Genomic DNA, 22,896 nt, shown 5'->3' with positions numbered 1-22,896 from the left:
GCTCCGCTCAATTGGCGCTGAGGATCAGGCCGGAGGTGGGGACGCCAGTGCCTGCGGTGACTAGGACATTCAGCAGATCGGGGACCTGGTTGACCGAGGTGCCGCGGATCTGGCGGACGGCCTCGGCGATGCCGTTCATGCCGTGGATGTAGGCCTCGCCGAGTTGGCCGCCGTGGGTGTTGAGCGGCAGGCGGCCGCCGAGTTCGATCGCGCCGTCGGCGATGAAATCCTTGGCCTCGCCCCGGCCACAGAAGCCGAGTTCCTCCAGTTGCATGAGGACGAAGGGGGTGAAGTGGTCGTAGAGGATGGCGGCCTGCATCTCGCTGGGCCGCAAACCGCTTTGGGCCCATAGTTGTTCGCCGACCAGCCCCATTTCCGGAAGTCCGGTGAGCGCGTCGCGGTAGTAGCTGGTCATCACGTACTGGTCGGTGCCGGAACCCTGTGCGGCGGCGGCGATTACGGCCGGGCGCTGCGGCAGGTCGCGGGCGCGTTCGACGCTGGTGACCACGATCGCGACGCCGCCGTCGGATTCCTGGCAGCAATCGAGCAGGTGCAGCGGTTCGGCGATCCAGCGCGAATTCTGGTGTTCCTCCAGGGTTATCGGCCTGCCGTAGAAGAAGGCGGCCGGGTTGACGGCGGCGTGTTTGCGGTCGGCCACCGCGACGCGACCGAAATCCGCACTGGTGGCGCCGTATACGTGCATGTACCGGCGGGCCACCATGGCCACCTGCGCGGCGGGCGTGCCGAGACCCTGGGGATAGGACCAGCCCGCGTCGATGCCGGACGAGGTGGGCGCCGCGGCCAAAGCCGTTGAGAATTGGCCGAAGCGGGAGACCGAACGCTCGTTGAACGCGCGATAGGCCACAACCACATCGGCGATTCCGGTGGTGACGGCCATGGCGGCCTGCTGGATGGTCGCGCAGGCGGCGCCACCGCCGTATCCGATGTGGCTGAAGAACTTCAGCCGCGGAATACCGACCGCGCGCGCGACGGCGGCCTGGGTGTTGGTATCCATCGTGAAGGTGGTGAGGCCGTCGACATCCGCGGCTGTCAGACCGGCGTCGGCCAGTGCCGCGCCCACCGCCTCCGCCGCCAACCGCAACTCGCTGCGTCCGGAGTCCTTCGAGAAGTCGGTCGCGCCGATGCCGACGATCGCGGCACGGCCCGAGATGCCCTGGTCAGTCATGCGAACTCCGATAGGCGATAACGGCTTTCGCCGTGATGTGATCGCCGAGGCTGTCCCGCCCGACGACGTCGATGTGGATATCGCCCGCCTCGATCGCGGTGACCGTTCCCGTGAGGGTCAGGGCGTCACCCGCGTACAGCGGCACGCCCAGGCGCAAGGCGATCGATTTGACGATGGCGCGCGGCCCGGCCCAGTCGGTGACGAATCGCTGCACGAGCCCAGCATCGGTGAGGATATTGACGAAGATGTCCTTGGAACCGCGGGCGACCGCCTTGTCCCTGTCGTGGTGGACATCCTGGAAATCCCTGGTGGCCAAGGCCGTACCGATAATGAAGGTGGGATCGGCCTCGATGACGAGTTCCGGTAGCACGGTACCGATCTCGACGACCGGCTCGGCTGTCGTCGGCCCACCGGTGCGCGATGCTGTAGTCATTTCGCCACCACCCAGTAGGGCAAAGCGCCTGCCTCGTCCAACTTTTCGAAGGCCACCCGCACCGGCAGACCGATCTCCACCGCGCCGGGGTCGATACCGCGCAACTCGCCGAGCATCCGCACACCCTCCTCCAGTTCGACCAGCGCGACGACGAATGGCAGCTGCCGCCCAGGGACTTTCGGCGCATGGTGTACGACGTAGCTGAATACCGTCCCGCGCCCGGACGCGACCAAATAGTCGGTGGTCTCCGACTTGTCCAGCCACAGTGCCGGAATCGGCGGATGCCGCAGCGAACCATCGGGTAGCCGCTGTATCCGCAGTTCGCCGAGTTTGGCTCCCTCCCAGAAGAATTCGGTGTCCAGCGAGACGAGCGGCTTGACCCGTTCGCCGGATGGCGCCTGTGCGGTGCCCGGCGCGAATTTCAGCATCCGGAACAGCATTTCGACGACGACCTCATCACCGACCTTCCACGACATCTGGAAGGTGATGAACCAGCCCTCGCCCAGCGCGGTCCGCTTCGGACCGCGAATGTCCGACAGCCGGTTGACCACCGAAACCTGCTCCCCCACTTGCAGATACCGGTGATATGTCTGCTGATAATCGGTGGCGACCACCGAGGTGTAACCGGCGCTGTCCAGCAGCCGGAAGGTCTGGTCCATCGGATCGCTCTCCGGCCGAGAGCGATTGAGTCCCGGCATGGTCCACACCTGGGCCATGGCGGGTGGTGCGACGATTCCGGGGTGTCCGGCCGCGCGGGCGGCGGCCTCGTCGACGTAGATCGGGTTGGTATCGCCGATGGCCTCGACCCAGTTGTTGATCATCGGCTGATTGACCGGATCGCGACCGAGCCGCGGCGGGCAGTCGCCCTCGGCCATGATGGCCCCGGCGGCCTGCATAATCGCTTCCGGGGCAAGGGTTTCCGGCATGCGCGTCTCCTTGGTTCTCAGCGCGGAACTCGTGGCAGGCCGAGGCCGGCGGTGGCGACCAGCTCGCGCATGATCTCGTTGACGCCGCCGCCGAAGGTCACCACCAGATTCTGTTTGGTCCGCCGGTCCAGCCAGGTGAGCAGTTCGGCGGTGGCCGGGTCTGCCGGATCGCCGTAGTGCCCGACCACCTCCTCCGCCAATCGACCCGCCTCCTGCAGCGATTCCGTCGAAAACACCTTGGTGGCCGAGGCATCCGCGATGACGCTGGCCTGATCGCCGCCGTGAGTCGCGGCGACCTGCCAATTCAGCAGTTCGTTGAGCCGCACCATGGCGTGGATGCGGCCGAGCGTGCGCCGTACCTCGCCCTCGGCGAGCACGCCGCGCGGCTGTGCCCACTCCCGGACCCGGTCGTAGAGCTGTTCGATTTTGCCGGATGGCCCGAGGCTGACCCGCTCATGATTGAGCTGGGTCGTGATGAGCTTCCATCCGCCGTTCTCCGCGCCGACCAGCATGTCGGCGGGCACCCGGACATCGTCGAAATATGTTGCGTTGGTGTGGTGTGCGCCGTCGCAGGTGATGATCGGCGTCCACGAATAGCCGGGATCGGTGGTATCGACGATGAGGATGGTGATGCCGCGATGGCGCGATTCCACCGTTCCGGTGCGGCAGGCCAGCCAGATGTAGTCGGCCTCGTGCGCACCGGTGGTGAAGAACTTCTGCCCGTTGACGATCCAGTCGCCGGACGCGTCGCGCACGGCGCTGGTTCTCAGCGACGCCAGGTCGGTACCCGCCTCCGGTTCGGAGTAGCCGATGGCGAAATGGATTTCGCCGGACAGGATTCCGGGCAGGAAGCGCTGTTTCTGCGCATCGGTGCCGAACTGCTGCAGTGTGGGGCCGACGGTGAGCAGCGTGACCAGCGGCAGCGGAACATCCGCCCGCACCGCCTCATTGAAGAAGATCTGCTGTTCGACCGGTCCGAATCCCTGGCCGCCGTATTCGATCGGCCAGCCGACGCCGAGCCAGCCGTCGCGACCCATGCGCCGGACCACCGCGCGGTAGGCGTCGCCGTGCCGGTTGATGGCCATCTCCGCTTCCTCTTCGGGTGTGACGAGATCGGCGAAGTAGGAACGTAATTCGGCGCGCAGCTCGCGCTGTTCGGTGGTCAGATCGACGAACATCTCGCCCCCAGACGATCGAGCCGGAAGGATGCGCCGCCGAGCCAGCGGGCGATGTCCTTGGCCTGTGAGTAGTAGCGGTGCATCGGATGGGTGATATCGACGCCGAGGCCGCCGTGCAGGTGATGACACTTCTGCATGGCCCGCGGCAGGTCGGCGGCGACGCTGTAGGCCAGGATCTCCAGGTCGTCATCGACCCGGTCCTGGTGGGCCTGGCTCGAATCATCCTGTGCGAGCGCCCAATTGGCGGATACCGCAGCGGCGTGCAGGGTGCGCGAGATGACGTACAGGTCGGCGATCTGCTGCGCCACCGCCTGGAATTCCGCCAGCGGACGGCCGAATTGCCGTCGGGTGCGCAGATGTTCGGCGGTCAGCGTGATCGCGCCCTTCAGCAGTCCGTCGGCCACCGAACCGATCGTGGCCAGCGCCAGCCGATGTAGTCGGCCGAGCGCACCGGGCAGCAGCTGTTCGGTGGGTATCACCACCTGATCCAGCAGCACCGTGCATTCCGGCATGCCGCCGGAGACCGGTGACGGGGTCTTGGTGAGTCCCTGGGCTTCCGAATCGACCAGGGCTACACCGGAATCGGTGGGTATGAGCAGCCAGCGAGCCTGCTCCGCATAGGGCACGGCCACCTTGTGCCCGGTGATCCGCACGGTGCTGCCGTCGGAGATCGCATGGGTTTCCGGCTTCACCGCGAACGGTGCGGCGGGCTCGTTGAGTGCCGCCGTGACCACTGCGCCCTGCGCGATCTCCGGATACACCCGCTGCGCGACCCGGTCCGGCAATACCGGCAACAGCGCGAGCAGTCCGAAACCGAGGGTCGGCAGCGCGGGCACCGCCACCGCGTCGGTCGCCAATTCGGTGAGCAGCACCGATATTTCGGGCAGGCCGAGGCCGTCGCCGCCGAACCGCTCCGGCAGCGCGACCGAGAGCAGTCCGGTCTCGACCAGGCTCGGCCACAGCCCGATATCGCGCGCGGGCTCGCGCTCCAGCAATCCGACGACGACCTCGGCCACTGCGTCCTGGCCCTCATCCCTGGTGAAGTCCACGCTCATCTCCCGGTTCTCGTTTAACCGTCCGCGTCGCGCGGCAGTCCGAGGATGCGTTCCCCGGCCACCGTCAACAGGATCTGTTCGGTGCCGCCCGCGATGGAAAGGCAACGGGTTTGCAGAAATTCGGTGACCGCCGCATTCTCCTGCGCCCCGGCGGGCCCCGCCGTCTCGACCGCGAATTCCGCCACCGCCTGGCGGTGCCGCACGCCGACCAGCTTGCGGACGCTGCTCTGCGCGCCCGCGTCACCGCCCGCGATGGTGGTCGCGGCGGCCCGCTGCTCCAGCAGCAGACCCGAAACCGCCTCGGCGACAAGTCCGCCCAGCCGGTCGTTGCGCAGTTCCGCACCCGGGCCGGTGGCGGGCAGCCGCGCGAGCAACTCCTCCAGCTCGGCGCCGATTCCGTTGCCGCTCATGGCGATCCGCTCGTGCGACAGGGTAGATCTGGCGATCCGCCATCCATCGTTCAGCGTGCCGACCAGGCAGTCGTCCGGCACGAATACGTCGTCGAGAAATACCTCGCTGAACCTGGCCTGTCCGGTAATCTGCACCAGCGGCCGCACCTCGATGCCGCCGGTGCGCATATCGACCAGGAAGTAGCTGATGCCACGGTGTTTCGGCGCGGCGGCATCGGTGCGGGCCAGGCAGATCGCCCAATCCGCCCTGGTGGCTTCGGAAGTCCAGATCTTCTGCCCGCGCAGGCGCCAGCCGCCGTCGACCCGCTTCGCCGTGGTGCGCAGCGCCGCCAGATCCGAACCCGCCTCCGGCTCGCTGAACAGCTGGCACCAGATGATCTCGCCGCGCAACGTCGGCAGCGCGAATCGATCGATCTGGTCCTGGGTTCCGTAGCGCAGCAGCGTCGGAATCGCCCAGCCGCCGATCACGATATCGGGCACGGCCACCCCGGCCCGCCGCAATTCCTCCGAGATGACAAGTGCCGCAGTCGCATTCGCGTCTCGGCCGTAGGGCGGTGGCCAGTGCGGCATCACCAGTCCGGCGTCGACGAGCGCGGCCCGCTGCCGCTCGGCGGGCAGCGCCGCGATCTCGGCGATCTGCGCGACCAGCTCGCGATGCCACGAATCCGGCACGGCGGCAATGTCTTCGGCGGCGAGCACCCGGTCGGCGCCGGTGGTGCGGCGGGCGCCGGCGCGGGTCAGCTCGGTGACCCTGGCCCGCCAATGCGCGCCGCCGCCGAGCAGCTGGCGCAGCGCGGTGGCCCGGCGCAGGTAGAAGTGGGCGTCGTGCTCCCAGGTGAAGCCGATGCCGCCGAGTACCTGGATGCAGTCCTTGGCGGTTTCCACCGCGGCGTCCAGCGCGACCGCCGCGGCGATGGCGGCCGCGATCGGCAACTCCGCACCGCCCTCGTCCACGGCGGCCGCGACATCGGCGGCCAGCGCGCGGATCAGTTCGGTACGGCACAGCATCCAGGCGCAAATGTGTTTGACCGCTTGGAAAGATCCGATCTTGCGCCCGAATTGTTCGCGTACCTTCGCGTACTGGACCGCGGTCTCCAGACACCAGCCCGCGACGCCGGCCAGTTCCGCGGTGGCAAGCGCGGCAACCAGATCCGCGACATCGTGCGGTGCGGTGAACACCCGCGCGTCGGGCACCGACACGGCGTCGCAGTGCACTCGCGCCAGTGGCGCACTTGGGTCAATCGGTGCGAGCGGCTCCACCCGCAACCCGGTGGTATCCGGCGGAATCAGGCACCAGCGCAAGCCATTCGGCGTCCGGACGGGCAGTAGCACCGCGGTGCCCGGCGCCGCGCCGAGCACCAGATCCCAGACACCATCGAGCAACACAGCACCGGATGCCGGTTCGATGCTGGCTGTGCCCGCGGGTACGCTCTCAGCGGAGCCGACAGCGTTGTCGAGCGCGATACCGCACGGCAGTTCCTCGTCCAGCGCACCCGCGGTGACCAGGTTGGCCACCGCCGTCGCCAGCACCGGCCCGCCGACGAGGTCGTGCGCGGCCTGCTCGACGAGCACCGCGAGGTCGGCGACGGTCCCACCGGCGCCGCCGTTCGCCTCGCTCACCGCGACCCGAAATATTCCGAGCCCGGCCAGCCCGGGCCAATACGCGCGCCAGAAATCGGCGGTCTGCTCCCGCATTGTTGCAATTGGGCGCACCGATCCCGCCCACCCGCGCATCGACTCCTGAACGGCTTTATGCTCGTCAGTGGTGGCGATGGTCACACTCCATACCGCCTTTCCGGCGTGACTCCCACACCTAGAACATGTTCTAATATCATCGTCGGGCGTAAGTCAAGAGACGCGCTGCCCTACCGACGCAGATGTCAAGCCAGCCGACGAAACGACGTTTCAGGAAAGGACTTTCAGCAAATGGCCAGTCCCTCCCGATCGCAGGGAGCCGACTCGAACGGGTCGGCGCCGACGACGGTCACCACGCTCAGCGAGGACGAGCTGAGTTCGGCCGCGCAACGGGAACGGCGCAAGCGCATCCTCGACGCCACGCTGGCATTGGCATCCAAGGGCGGATACGACGCGGTCCAGATGCGCGCGGTCGCCGAGCGGGCCGATGTCGCGGTCGGCACGCTCTACCGCTACTTCCCGTCGAAGGTGCACCTGCTCGTTTCGGCACTGTCCCGGGAGTTCGAGCAGATCGAGGGCAAACGCAGACCGCTTGCCGGCTCGACGCCACAGGAGCGAATGCATCTGCTGCTCACCCAGATCACCAGGATGATGCAGCGCGATCCGCTGCTCACCGAGGCCATGACCAGGGCATTCATGTTCGCCGACGCCTCGGCCGCCGCGGAGGTGGACCGGGTCGGCAAGGTGATGGACCGGGTTTTCGCGCGCGCCATGAACGATGGGGAGCCAACCGAGCGTCAATTGGCCATCGCCCGGGTAATCAGTGATGTGTGGTTATCCAATCTCGTTGCGTGGCTTACCCGCCGGGCCTCGGCGACCGATGTCACCGAGCGACTGGAACTGACGGTCGACCTCCTCCTCGGCGAGCGCTCTTAACCGCGGACGGCCGCCCGGCAGCAATCCGGCGGCCACATCACCAGCCGACGGCGGGCAAATCCCACCGCTGGGGAGACCTGGACCACCCGCGGCGCCGAATGCGAGCCGGGCCACGCTGGTCTTGTACCGGAGGGCACAACCAGGGAAGATCGCGCGCAGCGATGGTCTGCGCGCGTCGCCACCTTGCGCACGCATACCGGCGCGGCACGGTGCGGCAAATTCAACACAGTATTGTTTTGCCCGCCCCTGAAAAAACTCCTCCGATCACTAGGTTGGATGCGTGAGCGCACAGGATCTGCCACTGGAACTTCGCCGTGCATTGTCGACGGTCGCGCGCGTGCCACGGCTCTTGGTCGCATCGGATTACGACGGGACTATCGCGCCCATCGTGTCCGATCCCGCCAAGGCTTATCCGCATCGAGAATCGGTGAACGCGCTACGAGCGCTCGCCGGTCTGACCGGCACCACCGCCGCCGTGATCTCCGGCCGGGCGCTGCGCGATCTGGCCGCGCTGTCCCGGCTTCCGGTCGAGGTGCAACTGATCGGCAGTCACGGCTCGGAATTCGATGTCGGCTTCGTGCACGCCATCGATAACGACGCCAAACATCTACTGCACGAGGTGACTACGGCCCTGACCCAGATCGCCGAGGAGAATCCGGGCGTCAGCGTGGAAACCAAACCGGCGAGTATCGCACTGCACGTGCGCAATGCGAGCCCGGAGATCGGCCGCCGCGCGCTGACCCAGGCCAGGCAGGGTCCGGCGAGTTGGGTCGGCGTACAGGTGACCGAGGGCAAGGCGGTGATCGAACTCGCGGTGGTGCCCACCGACAAGGGCACCGCGCTGGATACCGTCCGGCATGAGGCGTCCGCGTCGGCGGCGGTCTTCTTCGGCGACGACGTCACCGACGAGAAGGCGTTCCGGGTGCTGTCCGGCCCGGATGTCGGCATCAAGGTCGGCGAGGGCGAGACCCTGGCCAAGTTCCGCGTCGACAGCACCGAGGATGTGTCCTGCGCGCTGGCCTTCCTGTTGGAGGAGCGGCGCACCTGGCTGGCCGGTGCCAGCGCCCCCCGAATCGAGCGGCTGACCATGCTGGCCAGCCCGCGTTCGGTCGCACTGCTCACCCCCGACGCCACCGTCACCTGGTTCTGCCACCCCGAACCGGATTCCGCCGCGGTGTTCGCGCATCTGCTCGGCGGGCCGCAGGCCGGACACTTCAGCATCGCGCCGGAGCGGCCGGGGCTGCCGCTCTCGCAGCGCTATGTCGACGGCACCATGACCGTCGAAACACGTTGGGCCAGTTTGCAGGTCGTCGACTATCTGCCGCACGACGTCGCGCCGGACCGTACCGATCTGACCAGGGTGATCACCGGCGATGCGCGGGCGGTCGTCACCTTCGCGCCGCGACCGGAGTTCGGGCAGGTGCCGGTGACCATCAAGGCGGGCCCGACCGGCCTGCGGGTGCAGGGCACCAACGATCCGATGGTGCTGCGCTCCCCCGGCGTCGAGTGGGAGATCATCGATGACGGCGTGCACCATTCGGCGCGCGCGGTGATCGATCCGTCCAAGGGCCCGGTGGTTCTGGAGATGCGCTGCGGCACAGCCGATCTCGCACCGGCCATGACCAGCGAGCCGGAGCGCAGGCGGGAGGCGGAGACCTACTGGTACGCCTGGTCCGCCGGGCTCGAACTGCCGCCGCTCAAGCCCGATCTGATGAAGCGCTCGGCGCTGACCCTGCGCGGCCTCGTGCACCGGCCGTCCGGCTCCATTCTGGCCGCCGCCACCACCTCGCTGCCGGAAGACATTGGCGGCGTGCGCAATTGGGACTACCGCTACTGCTGGCTGCGCGACGCGTCGCTCACCGCGCAGGCCCTGGTCTCGCTCGGCTCGCTCACCGAGGCGGAGGAATTCCTGGACTGGGTGCATCGGGTGCTGGAGACGCTGCAGGGCCCGGAACGGCTGCACCCGCTGTACACCATCTACGGCGAAACCCTGCCGCCCGAGGCATCGATCGACCAGTTGCCCGGTTACGCGGGTTCGCGGCCGGTGCGGGTCGGCAACGCGGCGAATATGCAGGTGCAGCTGGACGTCTTCGGCCCGATCGTCGATCTGATCGCGAGCCTGGCGCAGGGACGCGAGCGCAAGGGCATCACCGATCCGGCCAAGGCGCTGCCCGATGCCGATTGGGAACTGGTGCACGCCATGGTTTCCGCGGTGCAGCGCCGCTGGCAGGAACCCGACCACGGCATCTGGGAGATCCGCGGCAACCCACGTCACCACGTGTACTCGAAGGTGATGGGCTGGCTCACGGTCGACCGCGCGCTGATGCTGGCCCGCAAATTCGAGCGGCCGGTCGATCCGAGCTGGGAACTGTTGCGCGAGACCATCGCCGACGAGGTGAAGACCCAGGGCTGGAACGACGAGGTCAAGTCGTACACCGCCGCATACGACGGCACCGATCTGGACGCGGCGACGCTGCATATCGGGTTGAGCGGCTTGATCGATCCGTCCGATCCGCGCTTCGCCGCGACGGTCGTCGCGACCGAGGCCGAACTGCGCAGCGGTGCAACGGTTTACCGCTACCACCACGATGACGGACTGCCCGGCGGCGAGGGCGGGTTCCACCTGTGCGCGGCCTGGCTGATCGAGGCGTACCTGCTCATCGGCAAGCGTTCCGACGCCGAGGCGCTGTTCGCCCAGTTGGTGGACGCGGCGGGGCCGACCGGCCTGCTCAGCGAGGAGTACGACCCGGTGGCCGAACGCTCGCTCGGCAATCACCCGCAGGCGTACAGCCATTTGGGCCTGTTGCGCTGCGCACAGTTGCTGAGCCAGCCCGTCGAGGCGCTCGTCTGAATTCGCCCTGGTAGATCGAGCCCGCGAACCGCATGTTCGCGGGCTCGACGCGTTCGGCCGGCTTTTTGCGCGGTTGTGGGCTGCTGCTAAAGTGAAACGGAAACGGTTTCCATTATGCTCTGCCGCGTCATCAGGAGTGCCCCGCTTGAAGTCACGATCAGCCATCCGAATCGCCGGCGTCGTCGCGGGTTTGGCCAGCGCCATCGCACTCACCGCATGCGGCAGCGACACCGAACATTCCGGGAAACCGACGGTCGTCGCGTCCACCAATGTCTGGGGCGATATCGCGGCGCAGATCGCCGGACCCGATGCGACGGTGTCCGCGATCATCGGCGATCCGAATATCGACCCGCACTCCTATGAGACCACCGCGACCGATTCGGCGAAGATCGCCGACGCGAGCCTGGTCGTCTACAACGGCGGCGGCTACGACGAATTCGCCGCGAAGGCCATCGGCGGCCGGAATAAGAAGACCGTGCAGGCCTTCGAATCGCGCACCGACCGAGCCGACCAGAACGAGCACGTCTGGTATGACGTAACCACCGTCGGCACGGTCGCCGACCGAATCGCCGCCGCGCTCGGCGAGATCGACACCGCCAATGCCGCGGCATACGCCGACCGGGCCGCCGCCTTCCGCGCCCGCCTGGGCGCGATCACCGCGATCGCGGGCAAGATCGCCGCCGACCACCCGAAAACCCCGGTGCTGCAGACCGAACCGATCGCGCACTACCTGCTGCGCACCGCTGCGGCCGAGGACCGGACCCCGCGCGAATTCCAGAACGCGATCGAGCAGGAGACCGATCCGGCGCCGGCGACGGTCGCCGCGGTCCGGGAGCTGTTGACCGGCAAGCAGGTTCGCGCCCTGATCTACAACGTGCAGACCGAGGACAAGACCACCGAGGGGCTGCGGGATATCGCACGGTCTGCGGGCGTCCCCGTGGTGGAGGTGACCGAAACCCTGCCGAGCGGTACGGATTACGTTCAATGGCAAACCAAGAACGCGCAGGCGCTCGCCACCGCACTGAGCTGAGGAGAACGTGAGCAGACCCTTCGACGAGCCCGCGGTCCGGCTCGATGCCGCCCGGCTGTCCTTCGGCGACCGAACCCTTTGGCAGGGATTGGATCTCGACGTCGCGCCCGGTGAATTCATCGCCGTCCTCGGACCCAACGGCACCGGTAAGACCTCATTGCTGAAGGTGCTGCTCGGGCAGCACCGGCTGAGCTCGGGCAGCGCACGGATCCACGGCCTGCCCGCGCGGGTCGGCAATCCGGATATCGGCTATGTGCCGCAGCAGAAGACGATCGATGCGGGTGTGCAGCTGCGCGGGGTGGATCTGGTCGGCCTCGGCGTCGACGGACACCGCTGGGGGCTGGGGCTGCGGCGGCGCAAGGAACGGCAGCGCAAGATCGCGGCGGCGGTCGCGGCCGTCGGCGCGGAGAAATTCGCTTATGCCCCATTGGAATCCATGTCCGGCGGCGAGCAGCAGCGCCTACGCGTCGCACAGGCGCTGGTCGGCGATCCCAAGGTGTTGCTGTGCGACGAACCGCTGTTGAGCCTGGATCTGGCGAATCAGCGTCTGGTCGCCGAGCTGATCGATAGGCGAAGGCGCACGCACGACACCGCGGTGCTCTTCGTCACCCACGAGATCAATCCCATTCTGCCCCTTGTCGATCGGGTGCTGTACCTGGTGGACGGAGCGTTCCGGATCGGCACGCCGGACGAGGTGATGACCTCCGAGGTGCTCTCCGAGCTCTACCGCACCCAGGTCGACGTGCTACGGGTGCGCGGACGGCTCGTCGTCGTCGGCTCCGGGGACACCATGGACGCGCTCGGCGGACATCACGGCCCGACCGACTCGTGCGCGAACGACGACGAATGCCTGCTGGTTCCGGCCGAATCGTCGGCGGCGACAGATGAACTCGGCACGGACGGCGCGAATCCCACGCTGCCGCGCGAAGAGGTGCGCTCGTGATCGACAAGCTGTCCGGAGTCCTGTCGAAGATGCTCGACTTCCACACCACCGCACATCTGCTCTCGCATGATTTCGTGCAGCAGGCCGTGCTGGCCGCCGCGCTGCTCGGCCTGCTCTCCGGGGCGATCGGACCGTTGATCATCAGCAGGCAGATGTCGTTCGCGGTGCACGGCACCAGCGAGCTGTCACTCACCGGTGCCGCCGCGGCGCTGCTGGCCGGTATCGGTGTCGGCTTCGGCGCGATCGCCGGATCGGTGGTCGCGGCCGTACTCTTCGGCGTGCTGGGAACCCGTGCGCGGGAACGTGATTCGGTGATCGCGGTGGTGCTCTCCTTCGGGCTCGGACTGTCGGTGCTTTTCCTGTGGTTGAGTCCGGAGCGGGCCGGTTCGAAATTCACGCTGCTCACCGGTCAGGTGGTGAACGTCGGCAACGGCGGGCTCACCCTGCTGATCGGCTGCACGGTCGCGGTGCTCGCGATACTCGCGATCGTCTATCGCCCACTGCTTTTCGCCAGCTCCGATCCGGAAGTCGCACTGGCACGCGGGGTTCCGGTGCGCGCGCTTTCGGTGGTCTTCGCGGTCATGCTCGGCATCACCGCGGCATTCGGCGTCCAAATCGTCGGCGCGCTACTGGTTTTGGCGCTGCTGATCACCCCGGCCGCATCCGCCGCCCAGCTCACCGCGAATCCGGTGCGAGCGACGGTACTCGCGGTGCTGTTCGCGGAAACCGCCGCGGTGGGCGGAATACTGCTCTCCCTGGCACCGGGTGTCCCGGTCTCCACCTTCGTCACCGCCATCTCCTTCGGCATTTATCTCGTCTGCCGAGCGGTCGGCCCCCGGCGGCGACAGCGCGCTCGGGCCTCGGTTCCCGCGTAGGTCATCCGTCTCCCGCTTATCGTCGGCTTCCCGCGCTTTGCTATTGCTTGCGCCGGAAGTCAGTGGGTGTGCGGAAGTAGGGATTCCGGCATTGTCGTGCGGTTGCTGCCTGGGATAGGAGGCAATCGGCGTCACCGAACACTGAGGGCGGGTGCCTTCACTATGCCGGAATACGTTCCGTATGCTCGGGCCACGCGCCCGACTACGAAGGTGACCAACGATGATCGACTTCTCGATTCCCGCCGACCTCGCCGCCGAACGCGATCGCGTGCGCCGGTTCGTCATCGACAAGATCGTTCCCTACGAGCGCGATCCGCGGTTGACCGCGCACGGACCCACCGACGAACTGCGGCAGGAACTGGTCGAACTGGCCCGCGCCGAGAAGCTGCTCACCATCCAGGCGCCGGTCGAGTTGGGCGGACGCGGACTCACCCATGTCGAGCAGGCGGTGCTGTACGAAGCCGCGGGTTGGTCGACTCTCGGCCCGGTCGCGATGAACTGCGCCGCGCCCGACGAGGGCAATATGTACCTGCTGTCCAAGGTCGCGAATCCGGAGCAGATCGAGCGCTACCTGATGCCGGTGATCGACGGACACCAGCGCTCGGTTTTCGCGATGACCGAACCCGATGGTGCGGGCTCGGATCCGGACCAGTTGGCCAGCACCGCGACCTTCGACGGCGAGAACTTCACCGTCAACGGCCGCAAATGGTTGATCACCGGCGCGAACGGCGCGAAGACCTGGATCATCATGGCCCGCCTCGCGGATAATCCGCACCTGCCCGCGGGGCCGACCCTGTTCCTCACCGACGGCGGCCAACCCGGCATCGTCGTCGAACGCACCATGAACACCATGGACCGCAACTACGTCGGGGGCCACGGCGTCGTCCGCTTCGACAACCTGGTGCTGCCGAAGTCGGCGCTGCTCGGCGAGCCGGGTCAGGCATTGCGCTACGCCCAGCTGCGCCTGGCCCCCGCGCGGCTCACCCACTGCATGCGCTGGCTCGGCGCCGCCGAGCGCGCCCAGCACATCGCCATCCGGCACGCGCAGACCCGCACCGCATTCGGCAAACCGATCGGCGAACACCAGGGCGTGTCATTCATGTTGGCGGACAACGAGATCGCACTGCACCAGTGCCGCCTCACCATCTGGCACGCCTGCTGGCTGATGGATCGCGGCGAGAAGGCAAGGCATGAAAGCTCGGTCGCGAAGGCCTTCGTCTCCGAGGAGCTGTTCAAGGTGACCGACCGCTGCGTGCAGGTGCTCGGCGGCATCGGGATCAGCGATGAAACCGTGGTGGAGATGATCTTCCGCGATATGCGCGCGTTCCGGCTCTACGACGGTCCGACCGAGGTGCACAAATACGCGATCGGTCGCCGAATTCTGCGTTGAACGGACTCTTCCGGCCGGACATGGTGAAACGCCGCCATGTGCGGCTTCGCATCGCGCGGCGATTCGATGGGGGGTGGTGGTCGGGTGACGGGTGGGCCTAACATCCGTGGCATGAGTTCGGAATTGCTCGTCGATGTCTCAGCGGGCATCGCCGTGCTCACGCTCAATCGGCCCGCCCAGCAGAACGCCGTCACACCGGCGATGGCCGCCGAGTTGAGTGCCGCGCTACAGCGTTGCGATGCCGAGGACGCGGTGCGCGCCGTCGTCATCACCGGCACCGCCCCGGCGTTCTGCGCGGGGGCCGACCTGTCGAACCGGGTCGGCGAGGTGAGCGCGACCATCGATCCGCCGCCGTGGCGGGTGCGCAAACCGGTGATCGCCGCCGTCAATGGGCATGCCGTCGGCATCGGGCTGGCGCTGGCGCTGCAGTGCGACTTGCGATACATGGCGCGCGATGCGGTGTACGGGCTCAACCAGGTTCGTCGCGGCGTGCTCGCCGACGGATACGCGCACTGGACGCTGCCGCGGCTGGTCGGCATGGCCAATGCCGCCGACATCATGCTCACCGGCCGCACCTTCGACGGCGAGGAGGCCAAGGCGCTCGGCCTGGCGAACGGCTGCCTGGCCGCCGGTGAGGTGCTGCCGACCGCGCTGGCCGTCGCGCACGATCTGGCGAGCGGTTCGGCGCCGCTGCCGGTCGCGCTGTCCAAGCGGCTGCTGTGGGAGGGTCTCGGGATGACCCCGAATATGGTGGGGCAGTTGGAAAGCGATCTGAACCAGCACGCCGCCAAGAGCATCGACGGCGGCGAGGCGATGGCGGCGTTCCGCGACCGCCGCCAGCCCAACTGGTCCGGCAGCGTCAACGAGGAGTGGCCGGCCTGGGACACCAGATCCGAGGACCGGCCCAGCCTCGACTGAGAAGTGCGCTCAGGCGTTGCCGCCGACCAGGATCAGCAGGAACACCAGTGCCAGGATGATCATGAAAACCGTGGTGATGATCCCGAGGATGTACCCGACCAGCACCTGTGCCCGGCCACCGTACGCACCGCCCGATTCCTCGATCTGATCCAGCGAGCGCTTACCCATCGCCCAGGCCACCGGCCCGAGTACCCCGCAGCACAGGATGCCGCCTATACCGAGGAACAGCACGAGCATCGCGTGCGGATGCTCGATCGGCTGGCCGGGTATCTGGTTGGGTATCGCCACCAGCCGAATTCTACGGGGCGGTAGCTGATTTGGTGCGTAGCTCAGACCCGGCGCTGGCGGGCGATTTCGGCGAGCACCACACCGGCGGCGACGGAGGCGTTGAGCGATTCGACCGGGCCCGCCATCGGGATGCCGAGAATCTGGTCGCAGTTCTCCCGCACCAACCGGGACAGACCCTTGCCCTCCGAGCCGACGACGATCACGGTCGGCCCCGTGCCGTCGAATTCGTCGAGGGTGGTGTCACCGCCCGCGTCCAACCCGATCACCTGGATGCCGTTGGCGGCCCAATCCTTGAGCGTGCGAGTCAGATTCGTGGCCCGCGCGACGGGCAGCCGGGCCGCGGCGCCCGCGCTGGTGCGCCAGGCGACGGCCGTGACGCTGGCGCTGCGCCGCTGCGGAATCACCACACCCTGACCGCCGAACGCGGCCACCGAGCGGATCACCGCGCCGAGATTGCGCGGATCGGAGATATTGTCCAGTGCGACGAGCAGCGCGGGCTCCTGCGTACCGCGCACCCGGTCCAGCAGATCGTCGGGGTGGGCGTACCGGTACGGCGGCACCTGCAGCGCGAGGCCCTGATGCAATCCGTTGTTGCTCAACCGATCCAGATCGGTGCGCGGCACCTCGAGAATCGAGATCCCGGTGTCGGCGGCGATCTTGACGCTCTCGGTGAGCCGGTCGTCGTTCTCGGTGCCGACCGCGACGTACAGTGCCGTCGCGGGCACACCGGCGCGCAGGCATTCGACCACCGGATTGCGGCCGAGCACGATCTCCGGCCCGTCGTCGGACCGGCGACCCGCCGCGCGCGGCGCCGCCTTACCTGTCGGACGTCCCTGTGCCGCTTTGGCTTTCGCGGCGGCGCGCTTGGCGGCGGGATGTTTGGTGCGCATCTCGGCGGGCGGGGTCGCGCCCCGACCCTCCAGCCCGCGCCTGCGCTTGCCGCCGGAGCCGACGACCGCGCCCTTCTTGGAGCCGCCCTTGCGGACCGCGCCGCGTCGCTGTGAATTGCCTGCCATCAGTTCGCCTTTCCGGGTGGGGTGCCCAGCGACCACTCCGGGCCGTTCGGCGTATCGGTCACCTCGATGCCGGCGGCCTGCAGCCGGTCGCGCGCCGCATCCGCACTGGCCCAATCCTTTTCGGCGCGGGCCTGCTGACGGCGGTCGAGTTCGGCGCGGACCAGCACGTCGAGTGCCTCGAGCGCGGCCGAATTGTCTTGTGGCTGATGCCAATGCGGGTCCAGCGGGTCTACGCCGAGGATGCCGAGCATGGCCCGCACCTGCCCGGCGATACCGCGGGCGCTTTCGGCGGCGCCCGCGTCGAGCGCCTTGTTGCCCTCGGTCACCAGGTTGTGAATTTCCGCGAGCGCCTTGGGGATTGCCAGATCGTTGTCGAGATGTTCGGCGAACGCGTCGGTCCATTTACCGACCGGGACATCGCCCGCGCGCTCGTGTACGCGATGTACGAAGGCCTCGATCCGCTGATAGGACTGCGCCGCGTCGTGCAGCGCCTTGTCCGAGTACTCCAGCATCGAGCGGTAGTGCGCGCTGCCCAGGTAGTACCGGAGTTCAACGGCCCGAACACGTTTGAGCACATTCGGCACCGAGAGCACGTTGCCGAGCGATTTGGACATCTTCTCCCCGCCCAGCGTCACCCAGCCGTTGTGCAACCAGTACCGGGCGAACCCGTCACCGGCCGCCTTGGACTGGGCGATCTCGTTCTCATGGTGCGGAAATACCAAATCCATTCCGCCGCAATGGATATCGAATTCCGCGCCCAGATAGAACTCGGCCATCGCGGAGCATTCCAGATGCCAGCCGGGGCGGCCGGGACCCCACGGCGACGGCCAGGTGGGCTCGCCGGGCTTGGCGGCCTTCCAGAGGGTGAAGTCGCGCGGATCGCGCTTACCCTTGCCCTCACTCTCGCCCTGGGCGACGTCATCGATCTTGAAGCCGGACAGCTTGCCGTAATCCGGATAGCTGAGCACGTCGAAATAGACATTGCCCTCGGAGGCGTATGCGTGCCCGCGCTCGATGAGCCGTTGCATCAAATCGATCATCTGGGTGATGTGACCCGTCGCACGGGGTTCCACCGATGGCGGCAACACACCGAGCGTGTCGTACGCATTGTCGAAGGCGCGCTCATAGGTGGCCGCCCACTCCCACCACGGCCGGCCCGCCTCGGCCGACTTGGACAGGACCTTGTCCTCGATATCGGTGACATTGCGGATGAACCACACGTCGTAGTCGTGCACCAGCAGCCACCGGCGCAATACGTCGAAGGCGACCCCGCTGCGCACATGCCCGATATGCGGTTCCCCCTGAACCGTTGCGCCACACAGATACACCGATGCACGGCCGGGGACCAGCGGCGCGAAATCGCGCAAGGTCCGCGTGTCGGTGTCAAACAGGCGCAGAGTCACGGGGGTTCATCCTAGCTGGTGGGAATGTTCGTCAACTGATCGGCTGAATAGTCCGGGTGGGCCGCGACCGGCGGGAATGCCGGGCGCGACAGGTCTTCAGCGACAGGAGTGCAGCAGCGCGGTGGCGACGGCGGCGACGCCCTCCCCGCGACCGGTCAGCCCGAGTCCGTCGGTGGTCGTTCCGGAAACCGAGACGGGCGCGCCGAGCAGCTCGCCCAACACCTGCTGCGCCTCGGCTCGACGCGGCCCTATCTTCGGCCGATTGCCGATGACCTGCACCGCGGCATTGACGATGCCGAAGCCCGCCTCCTCCAGCAGCCTTCGCACCTCTTTGAGCATCGCGGCGCCGGAGACGCCCGCCCACTCCGGCCGTCCGGTGCCGAATACCGCGCCGACATCGCCGAGTCCGGCGGCCGACAGGAGCGCGTCGCACAATGCGTGCGCGGCGACATCGCCGTCGGAATGGCCCGCGCAGCCGTCGTCACCGTCGAACAGCAGCCCGGCCATCCAGCAGGGACGGCCGGATTCGATCGGGTGCACGTCGCTGCCGATGCCGACCCGCATATCCGCCGCGGTCATGCGGTGTCCTTCTCGGCATGCCCGAGGGGCCCTGACTCGGTCATGCCAGGCCCGCCGTTCGCTCGTCGAGCAGCGCGTGCGCGAGCCGGAGGTCGAGCGGCGTGGTGATCTTGAAAGCCATCGGGTCGCCGGGGATGGTGTGCACCCGGGCGCCGAGCCGCTCGACCAGTCCCGCGTCATCGGTGGCGTTGGTATCGGTCGCGTACGCGGAACGCAACAGGCCGGCCGCGAAACCCTGCGGGGTTTGGATGGCGCGCAGCCCGGAACGATCCGGGGTGCCGGTCACCGCACCGGACTCGTCGACCGATTTGATGGTGTCGACCACCGGCAGCGCGGGCACGACGGCCGGATGACCCGCACGCAGTTCGGCCGCCACCCTGGCGATGAGTTCGGGCGGCGTCAGGGCGCGGGCGGCATCGTGGACCAGGAAGTACGCGGCTTCGGGCGCGGCGGCGATACCGGCGCGCACCGAATCGGTGCGCTCGGCCCCGCCGACCACCACGTCGACCGAATTCGTCTCGGGCAGCAGGGCAACCGCACTCGATACGAATTCGGGGGGAACCATCACGATGATCCGGTCGACCGCGCCGGAGGCGATCAGCCCGTCGACGGCCAGCCGGACCATAGGCGTGCCGCCGACTGCGACGAACGCTTTGGGTGCGGCTCCACCCAGGCGAACGCCGCGGCCGGCGGCAGGTACCAGTGCAACGACGAGATCGTCGCTGTCAGAACCGTTCACGGTCAGGAGGCCGCTGCGAGAACCTCGTCGAGCAGGGTCTCGGCCTTGCCGTCGTCGGTGCCCTCGGCGAGCGCGAGTTCACCGACGAGGATCTGACGGGCCTTGGCGAGCATCCGCTTCTCGCCCGCGGACAGGCCGCGATCCTGTTCGCGGCGCCACAGATCGCGAACGACCTCGGCAACCTTGTTCACATCGCCGGAGGCGAGCTTCTCGAGGTTGGCCTTGTAGCGGCGAGACCAGTTAGTCGGTTCTTCGGTGTGCGGCGCCCGCAGCACCTGGAAGACTCGATCGAGACCCTCCTGGCCGACGACGTCGCGCACGCCGACATATTCGGCGTTCTCCGCGGGAACGCGAACAGTCAGGTCACCTTGAGCGACCTTAAGGACCAGATACTCTTTTTGCTCACCCTTGATGGTGCGAGTCTCGATTGCTTCGATCAGCGCCGCTCCGTGGTGGGGGTAAACGACGGTGTCTCCGACCTTAAAAATCATGTGTCCCGTGCCCCTTTCGATGTTCACAGTTTAACATGCGACTCGGTAACGGCGCGATCAACTGTGCAGGTCAGGGCCACAACGAGGGCACCGAGGGGGTTGACAGAAGACGTACGGTGTGCATTCCGTTGTGCCAGAACGGGTTAGCCGAACGCCCACCGCGACACACCGATCGGCGACCCGACCAGCAGCGTCCCCGCAACCCCGCACCGGTCCGCCGAACCGTTATGGAATGGATGCACAGCGCGCGGCGGTGTCGTGCCCCCTCGACGCCGTTCGCCGCGCGGAGCGACGAATATGGCCATATACCACTCCCCCGACGCTCGGGTCGTTCGGTGAACTACTACGCTCCCTAGTTATTACCCTCCCAAGTGGAGTGAGCCCGGTCGACATGGAGGACAACCCGTGACTGCCCTGAATGCTGTGACCGCCTCTTCGGGGGCGCGGACGTCGAGGTGGCGTCGCATGGTGCCGGTTGCCGCGCTCGCCGCCGGCGCCGCTCTCGCACTGTCCGGCTGTGGTGCGGGCCAGATCTCACAGACCGCCAGTCAGGTCTCCGCGATCAACGGCAACACCGCCAACATCGGCAAGATCGCCCTGCGCAACGTGCACATCGTGTACCCGGCGGTGGCCGGCCCCGACTACACCAACGTCAAGGGCGGCAAGGCGCTCATCGCGCTGTCCATCGTCAACAACAGCGAATCCGTCGGCGACGAGCTGATCAGCGTCAAGACCGACCTCGGCGAGGTGAAGCTGACCCCGCCCGCCGGTAAGTCCGGCGTCGAGATCGAGCCCCAGCACACCCTCGTCGCCGCGAGCAAGGCGATGGCGCACACCGCCCCCGCGACCACCCCCGCCGCCCCGAGCACCACCCCGCATTCGGCCGCGTCCGAAAAGCCCGCCGACGACCCGGCCGCCAACCCGGCGCTGATCGAAATCACCGGACTGACCAGGGATATCACCCCGGGCCTCACCTACCAGGTGACGTTCAACTTCAAGCAGAACGGCACCGTCAACGTCCAGGTCCCGGTGGACGCGGGTCCGCTGTCCGCCCGCCAGGGCGATACGTCGGACAAGGCCGCCGCCGAGACCGGCGAACACAAGAGCGGACACTGACCCGAACTCCGAAACGGCTGTCGCACATGCGGCAGCCGTTTTCTTTTGCTGTCGGTACGGGTGCGTAAGGTGCGCCTGTGGCTAAGACCAAGCAGATCTTCCGCTGCTCCGCCTGTCGGCACGAGGTGGCCAAATGGGTGGGCAAGTGCCCCGACTGCGGGGCGTGGGGCACCGTGGAGGAGGTCGCCGTCTCGGCCGCGGCCGTCGCCGGTACCGGTGGCCGTAAGGCGATGCTGCCGAGTACCGCCGCCGCACCGATCTCGCGGATCGATTCACAGGTCACCAAGGCGAGGGCGACCGGTGTCGAGGAACTCGACCGGGTGCTCGGCGGCGGCGTCGTGCCCGGATCGGTGGTGTTGCTGTCCGGCGAGCCGGGTGTCGGAAAATCGACGCTGCTGCTGGAGGTGGCCCACCGCTGGGCGAAACAGCGCGAGGAGATCTCGCTCTACGTGACGGCGGAGGAGTCGGCCGGGCAGGTGCGGCTGCGCGCCGACCGGACCGGCGCGGTGCACGAAAGGGTCTATCTCGCAGCGGAATCCGATCTGTCGATCGTGCTCGGCCATGTCGAGCAGGTGCGGCCGACGCTGCTGGTCGTCGATTCGGTGCAGACCATGCTGGCCCCGGAGGTCGACGGCGTGATCGGCGGCGTCACCCAGGTGCGCGCGGTGACGGCCGCACTCACCGCGCTGGCCAAGGCGAGTGGGATCGCCGTGCTGCTGGTCGGGCACGTCACCAAGGACGGTGCCATCGCGGGCCCGCGCACACTGGAACACCTGGTGGATGTGGTGCTGCAGTTCGAGGGCGACAAGAATTCGACGCTGCGCATGGTGCGCGGCATCAAGAACCGCTTCGGCAGCGCCGATGAGGTCGGCTGCTTCGAACTGCACGACGACGGCATCCAGGGCGTCGCCGATCCGTCCGGGCTGTTTCTGCATCACCGCACCGAATCGGTGCCCGGCACCGCGGTCACGGTCGCGATGGACGGTAAACGACCGCTGGTGGCCGAGGTACAGGGGTTGACGGTGCACACCGAGATACCCTCGCCGCGCCGTGCGGTGAGCGGACTCGACTACAACCGGGTCGCCATGGTGCTGGCGGTGCTGCAGAGCCGGTGCCGGGTATTTCTCGGCAAGCACGATGTGTACGCGGCGACGGTCGGCGGCATGCGGCTCACCGAACCCGCCGCGGACCTCGCCGTCGCGCTCGCCGTGGCCAGCGCGGCGCGCGAGCGGGCGCTGCCCGCAGGCTGGGTGGTGCTCGGCGAGGTCGGGCTGGCGGGTGAGGTACGCCGGGTGACCGGTATTTCGCGCCGCCTGGCGGAGGCCGAAAGGCTGGGTTTCACAACGGCTTTGGTGCCGCCGGGTTGTGAGCGCAAGGGCATATCGATGAAGGTGCACGAGGTCGGCGATGTGCAGGCGGCGCTGCGCATGGCCGGGCTCGGCAAGAAGGGCAGGGACCCCGAGCCGCCGCAACCGGGCAGCCTGCTGGCCAAGCGAAT

At 67.7% G+C, this 22,896-nt stretch carries 20 protein-coding genes and 1 pseudogene; 9 read left to right on the top strand and 12 right to left on the bottom strand.

Features of this window, described 5'->3' with window-relative positions; genetic code table 11:
- Positions 1-7: 7 nt before the first annotated feature.
- The 6 genes from LGY53_RS17125 to LGY53_RS17100 are packed head-to-tail and all read right to left on the bottom strand — an operon-like array spanning position 8 to position 6,967.
- Positions 8-1,186 (bottom strand): lipid-transfer protein, encoded by a 1,179-nt coding sequence (locus tag LGY53_RS17125; protein WP_225727671.1) that lies wholly within the window; start codon positions 1,184-1,186, stop codon positions 8-10.
- Positions 1,179-1,619: a MaoC family dehydratase gene (locus tag LGY53_RS17120; protein ID WP_225727670.1), complete on the bottom strand. Its 441-nt coding sequence runs from the start codon at positions 1,617-1,619 to the stop codon at positions 1,179-1,181. Before LGY53_RS17120 ends, LGY53_RS17125 begins: the two co-directional genes overlap by 8 nt.
- The gene (locus LGY53_RS17115) at positions 1,616-2,545 is read right to left on the bottom strand and encodes a bifunctional MaoC family dehydratase N-terminal/OB-fold nucleic acid binding domain-containing protein (RefSeq protein WP_305082716.1); all 930 of its coding nucleotides are present in this window, start codon (positions 2,543-2,545) and stop codon (positions 1,616-1,618) included. Before LGY53_RS17115 ends, LGY53_RS17120 begins: the two co-directional genes overlap by 4 nt.
- Positions 2,546-2,562: 17 nt before the next feature.
- A complete protein-coding gene (locus tag LGY53_RS17110; RefSeq protein ID WP_225727669.1) occupies positions 2,563-3,723 on the bottom strand; it encodes an acyl-CoA dehydrogenase family protein in 1,161 nt (386 codons plus the stop codon).
- Positions 3,708-4,772: an acyl-CoA dehydrogenase family protein gene (locus LGY53_RS17105; protein ID WP_225727967.1), complete on the bottom strand. Its 1,065-nt coding sequence runs from the start codon at positions 4,770-4,772 to the stop codon at positions 3,708-3,710. The genes LGY53_RS17110 and LGY53_RS17105 overlap by 16 nt, the downstream gene beginning before the upstream one ends.
- A gap of 20 nt (positions 4,773-4,792) precedes the next feature.
- A complete protein-coding gene (locus LGY53_RS17100) occupies positions 4,793-6,967 on the bottom strand; it encodes an acyl-CoA dehydrogenase (RefSeq protein WP_225727668.1) in 2,175 nt (724 codons plus the stop codon).
- A gap of 147 nt (positions 6,968-7,114) precedes the next feature.
- Here LGY53_RS17100 and kstR point away from each other — a divergent pair, with 147 nt between their 5' ends.
- The 7 genes from kstR (at position 7,115) to LGY53_RS17065 (ending at position 15,766) form a co-directional block, all read left to right on the top strand.
- Positions 7,115-7,759, top strand: coding sequence for a cholesterol catabolism transcriptional regulator KstR (gene kstR, locus LGY53_RS17095; protein WP_167471667.1), 645 nt, complete (start codon positions 7,115-7,117; stop codon positions 7,757-7,759).
- Positions 7,760-8,039: 280 nt separating this feature from the next.
- Complete coding sequence (gene otsB, locus LGY53_RS17090; protein ID WP_225727667.1) at positions 8,040-10,610, top strand: trehalose-phosphatase; 2,571 nt, start codon at positions 8,040-8,042, stop codon at positions 10,608-10,610.
- 145 nt (positions 10,611-10,755) lie between these two features.
- Positions 10,756-11,640: a metal ABC transporter solute-binding protein, Zn/Mn family gene (locus LGY53_RS17085; RefSeq protein ID WP_225727666.1), complete on the top strand. Its 885-nt coding sequence runs from the start codon at positions 10,756-10,758 to the stop codon at positions 11,638-11,640.
- A 7-nt stretch (positions 11,641-11,647) separates the two neighbouring features.
- Positions 11,648-12,583, top strand: a complete 936-nt coding sequence (locus LGY53_RS17080; RefSeq protein ID WP_225727665.1) for a metal ABC transporter ATP-binding protein — start codon at positions 11,648-11,650, stop codon at positions 12,581-12,583.
- Between the two features lie 29 nt (positions 12,584-12,612).
- The gene (locus tag LGY53_RS17075) at positions 12,613-13,458 is read left to right on the top strand and encodes a metal ABC transporter permease (RefSeq protein WP_255664357.1); all 846 of its coding nucleotides are present in this window, start codon (positions 12,613-12,615) and stop codon (positions 13,456-13,458) included.
- A gap of 220 nt (positions 13,459-13,678) precedes the next feature.
- Entirely contained in the window at positions 13,679-14,848 is a 1,170-nt protein-coding gene (locus LGY53_RS17070) for an acyl-CoA dehydrogenase family protein (RefSeq protein ID WP_225727663.1), read from the top strand.
- Between the two features lie 111 nt (positions 14,849-14,959).
- A complete protein-coding gene (locus LGY53_RS17065; RefSeq protein ID WP_167471662.1) occupies positions 14,960-15,766 on the top strand; it encodes an enoyl-CoA hydratase/isomerase family protein in 807 nt (268 codons plus the stop codon).
- Between the two features lie 9 nt (positions 15,767-15,775).
- On the opposite strand, the gene LGY53_RS17060 is transcribed toward LGY53_RS17065, so the two are convergent.
- The 6 genes from LGY53_RS17060 to carD all read right to left on the bottom strand — a co-directional run bounded on the left by LGY53_RS17060 (position 15,776) and on the right by carD (position 20,282).
- A complete protein-coding gene (locus LGY53_RS17060; RefSeq protein ID WP_225727662.1) occupies positions 15,776-16,054 on the bottom strand; it encodes a DUF4190 domain-containing protein in 279 nt (92 codons plus the stop codon).
- Between the two features lie 41 nt (positions 16,055-16,095).
- Positions 16,096-17,070 (bottom strand): 23S rRNA (guanosine(2251)-2'-O)-methyltransferase RlmB, encoded by a 975-nt coding sequence (gene rlmB / locus LGY53_RS17055; protein WP_225727661.1) that lies wholly within the window; start codon positions 17,068-17,070, stop codon positions 16,096-16,098.
- Positions 17,070-18,473 carry a cysteine--tRNA ligase gene (gene cysS, locus LGY53_RS17050; protein ID WP_167471659.1) on the bottom strand — a complete coding sequence of 468 codons (1,404 nt, stop codon included), beginning with the start codon at positions 18,471-18,473 and terminating at the stop codon, positions 17,070-17,072. Before cysS ends, rlmB begins: the two co-directional genes overlap by 1 nt.
- Positions 18,474-18,569: 96 nt before the next feature.
- Positions 18,570-19,037, bottom strand: coding sequence for a 2-C-methyl-D-erythritol 2,4-cyclodiphosphate synthase (gene ispF / locus LGY53_RS17045; RefSeq protein WP_167478939.1), 468 nt, complete (start codon positions 19,035-19,037; stop codon positions 18,570-18,572).
- Positions 19,038-19,092: 55 nt separating this feature from the next.
- The gene (gene ispD, locus LGY53_RS17040) at positions 19,093-19,791 is read right to left on the bottom strand and encodes a 2-C-methyl-D-erythritol 4-phosphate cytidylyltransferase (RefSeq protein ID WP_225727660.1); all 699 of its coding nucleotides are present in this window, start codon (positions 19,789-19,791) and stop codon (positions 19,093-19,095) included.
- Positions 19,792-19,793: 2 nt separating this feature from the next.
- Positions 19,794-20,282 carry an RNA polymerase-binding transcription factor CarD gene (carD, locus tag LGY53_RS17035; protein WP_011206964.1) on the bottom strand — a complete coding sequence of 163 codons (489 nt, stop codon included), beginning with the start codon at positions 20,280-20,282 and terminating at the stop codon, positions 19,794-19,796.
- Between the two features lie 465 nt (positions 20,283-20,747).
- On the opposite strand from carD, the gene LGY53_RS17030 reads away from it, so the two are divergent.
- Together LGY53_RS17030 and radA are read left to right on the top strand one after the other, a co-directional pair.
- Complete coding sequence (locus LGY53_RS17030) at positions 20,748-21,398, top strand: hypothetical protein (protein ID WP_225727659.1); 651 nt, start codon at positions 20,748-20,750, stop codon at positions 21,396-21,398.
- A 77-nt stretch (positions 21,399-21,475) separates the two neighbouring features.
- A pseudogene (gene radA / locus LGY53_RS17025) lies at positions 21,476-22,846 on the top strand (DNA repair protein RadA); the annotation flags it as partial.
- Positions 22,847-22,896: the final 50 nt, after the last annotated feature.

The sequence above is a fragment of the Nocardia sp. JCM 34519.1 genome (assembly GCF_020361265.1).
GTDB classification, from domain to species: domain Bacteria; phylum Actinomycetota; class Actinomycetes; order Mycobacteriales; family Mycobacteriaceae; genus Nocardia; species Nocardia arthritidis_A.
The sequence above is the reverse complement of the archived record's forward strand: the minus strand, read 5'-3'. Positions and strand labels throughout refer to the sequence as shown.

Excerpts from the sequence above, each read along its gene's own strand:
- LGY53_RS17125 (WP_225727671.1), bottom strand. The coding sequence starts at position 1,186 with ATGACTGACCAGGGCATCTCGGGCCGTGCCGCGATCGTCGGCATCGGC.
- LGY53_RS17120 (WP_225727670.1), bottom strand. The coding sequence starts at position 1,619 with ATGACTACAGCATCGCGCACCGGTGGGCCGACGACAGCCGAGCCGGTC.
- LGY53_RS17115 (WP_305082716.1), bottom strand. The coding sequence starts at position 2,545 with ATGCCGGAAACCCTTGCCCCGGAAGCGATTATGCAGGCCGCCGGGGCC.
- LGY53_RS17110 (WP_225727669.1), bottom strand. The coding sequence starts at position 3,723 with ATGTTCGTCGATCTGACCACCGAACAGCGCGAGCTGCGCGCCGAATTA.
- kstR (WP_167471667.1), top strand. The coding sequence starts at position 7,115 with ATGGCCAGTCCCTCCCGATCGCAGGGAGCCGACTCGAACGGGTCGGCG.
- LGY53_RS17075 (WP_255664357.1), top strand. The coding sequence starts at position 12,613 with ATGCTCGACTTCCACACCACCGCACATCTGCTCTCGCATGATTTCGTG.
- LGY53_RS17070 (WP_225727663.1), top strand. The coding sequence starts at position 13,679 with ATGATCGACTTCTCGATTCCCGCCGACCTCGCCGCCGAACGCGATCGC.
- LGY53_RS17065 (WP_167471662.1), top strand. The coding sequence starts at position 14,960 with ATGAGTTCGGAATTGCTCGTCGATGTCTCAGCGGGCATCGCCGTGCTC.
- rlmB (WP_225727661.1), bottom strand. The coding sequence starts at position 17,070 with ATGGCAGGCAATTCACAGCGACGCGGCGCGGTCCGCAAGGGCGGCTCC.
- ispF (WP_167478939.1), bottom strand. The coding sequence starts at position 19,037 with ATGCGGGTCGGCATCGGCAGCGACGTGCACCCGATCGAATCCGGCCGT.
- carD (WP_011206964.1), bottom strand. The coding sequence starts at position 20,282 with ATGATTTTTAAGGTCGGAGACACCGTCGTTTACCCCCACCACGGAGCG.
- LGY53_RS17030 (WP_225727659.1), top strand. The coding sequence starts at position 20,748 with ATGGTGCCGGTTGCCGCGCTCGCCGCCGGCGCCGCTCTCGCACTGTCC.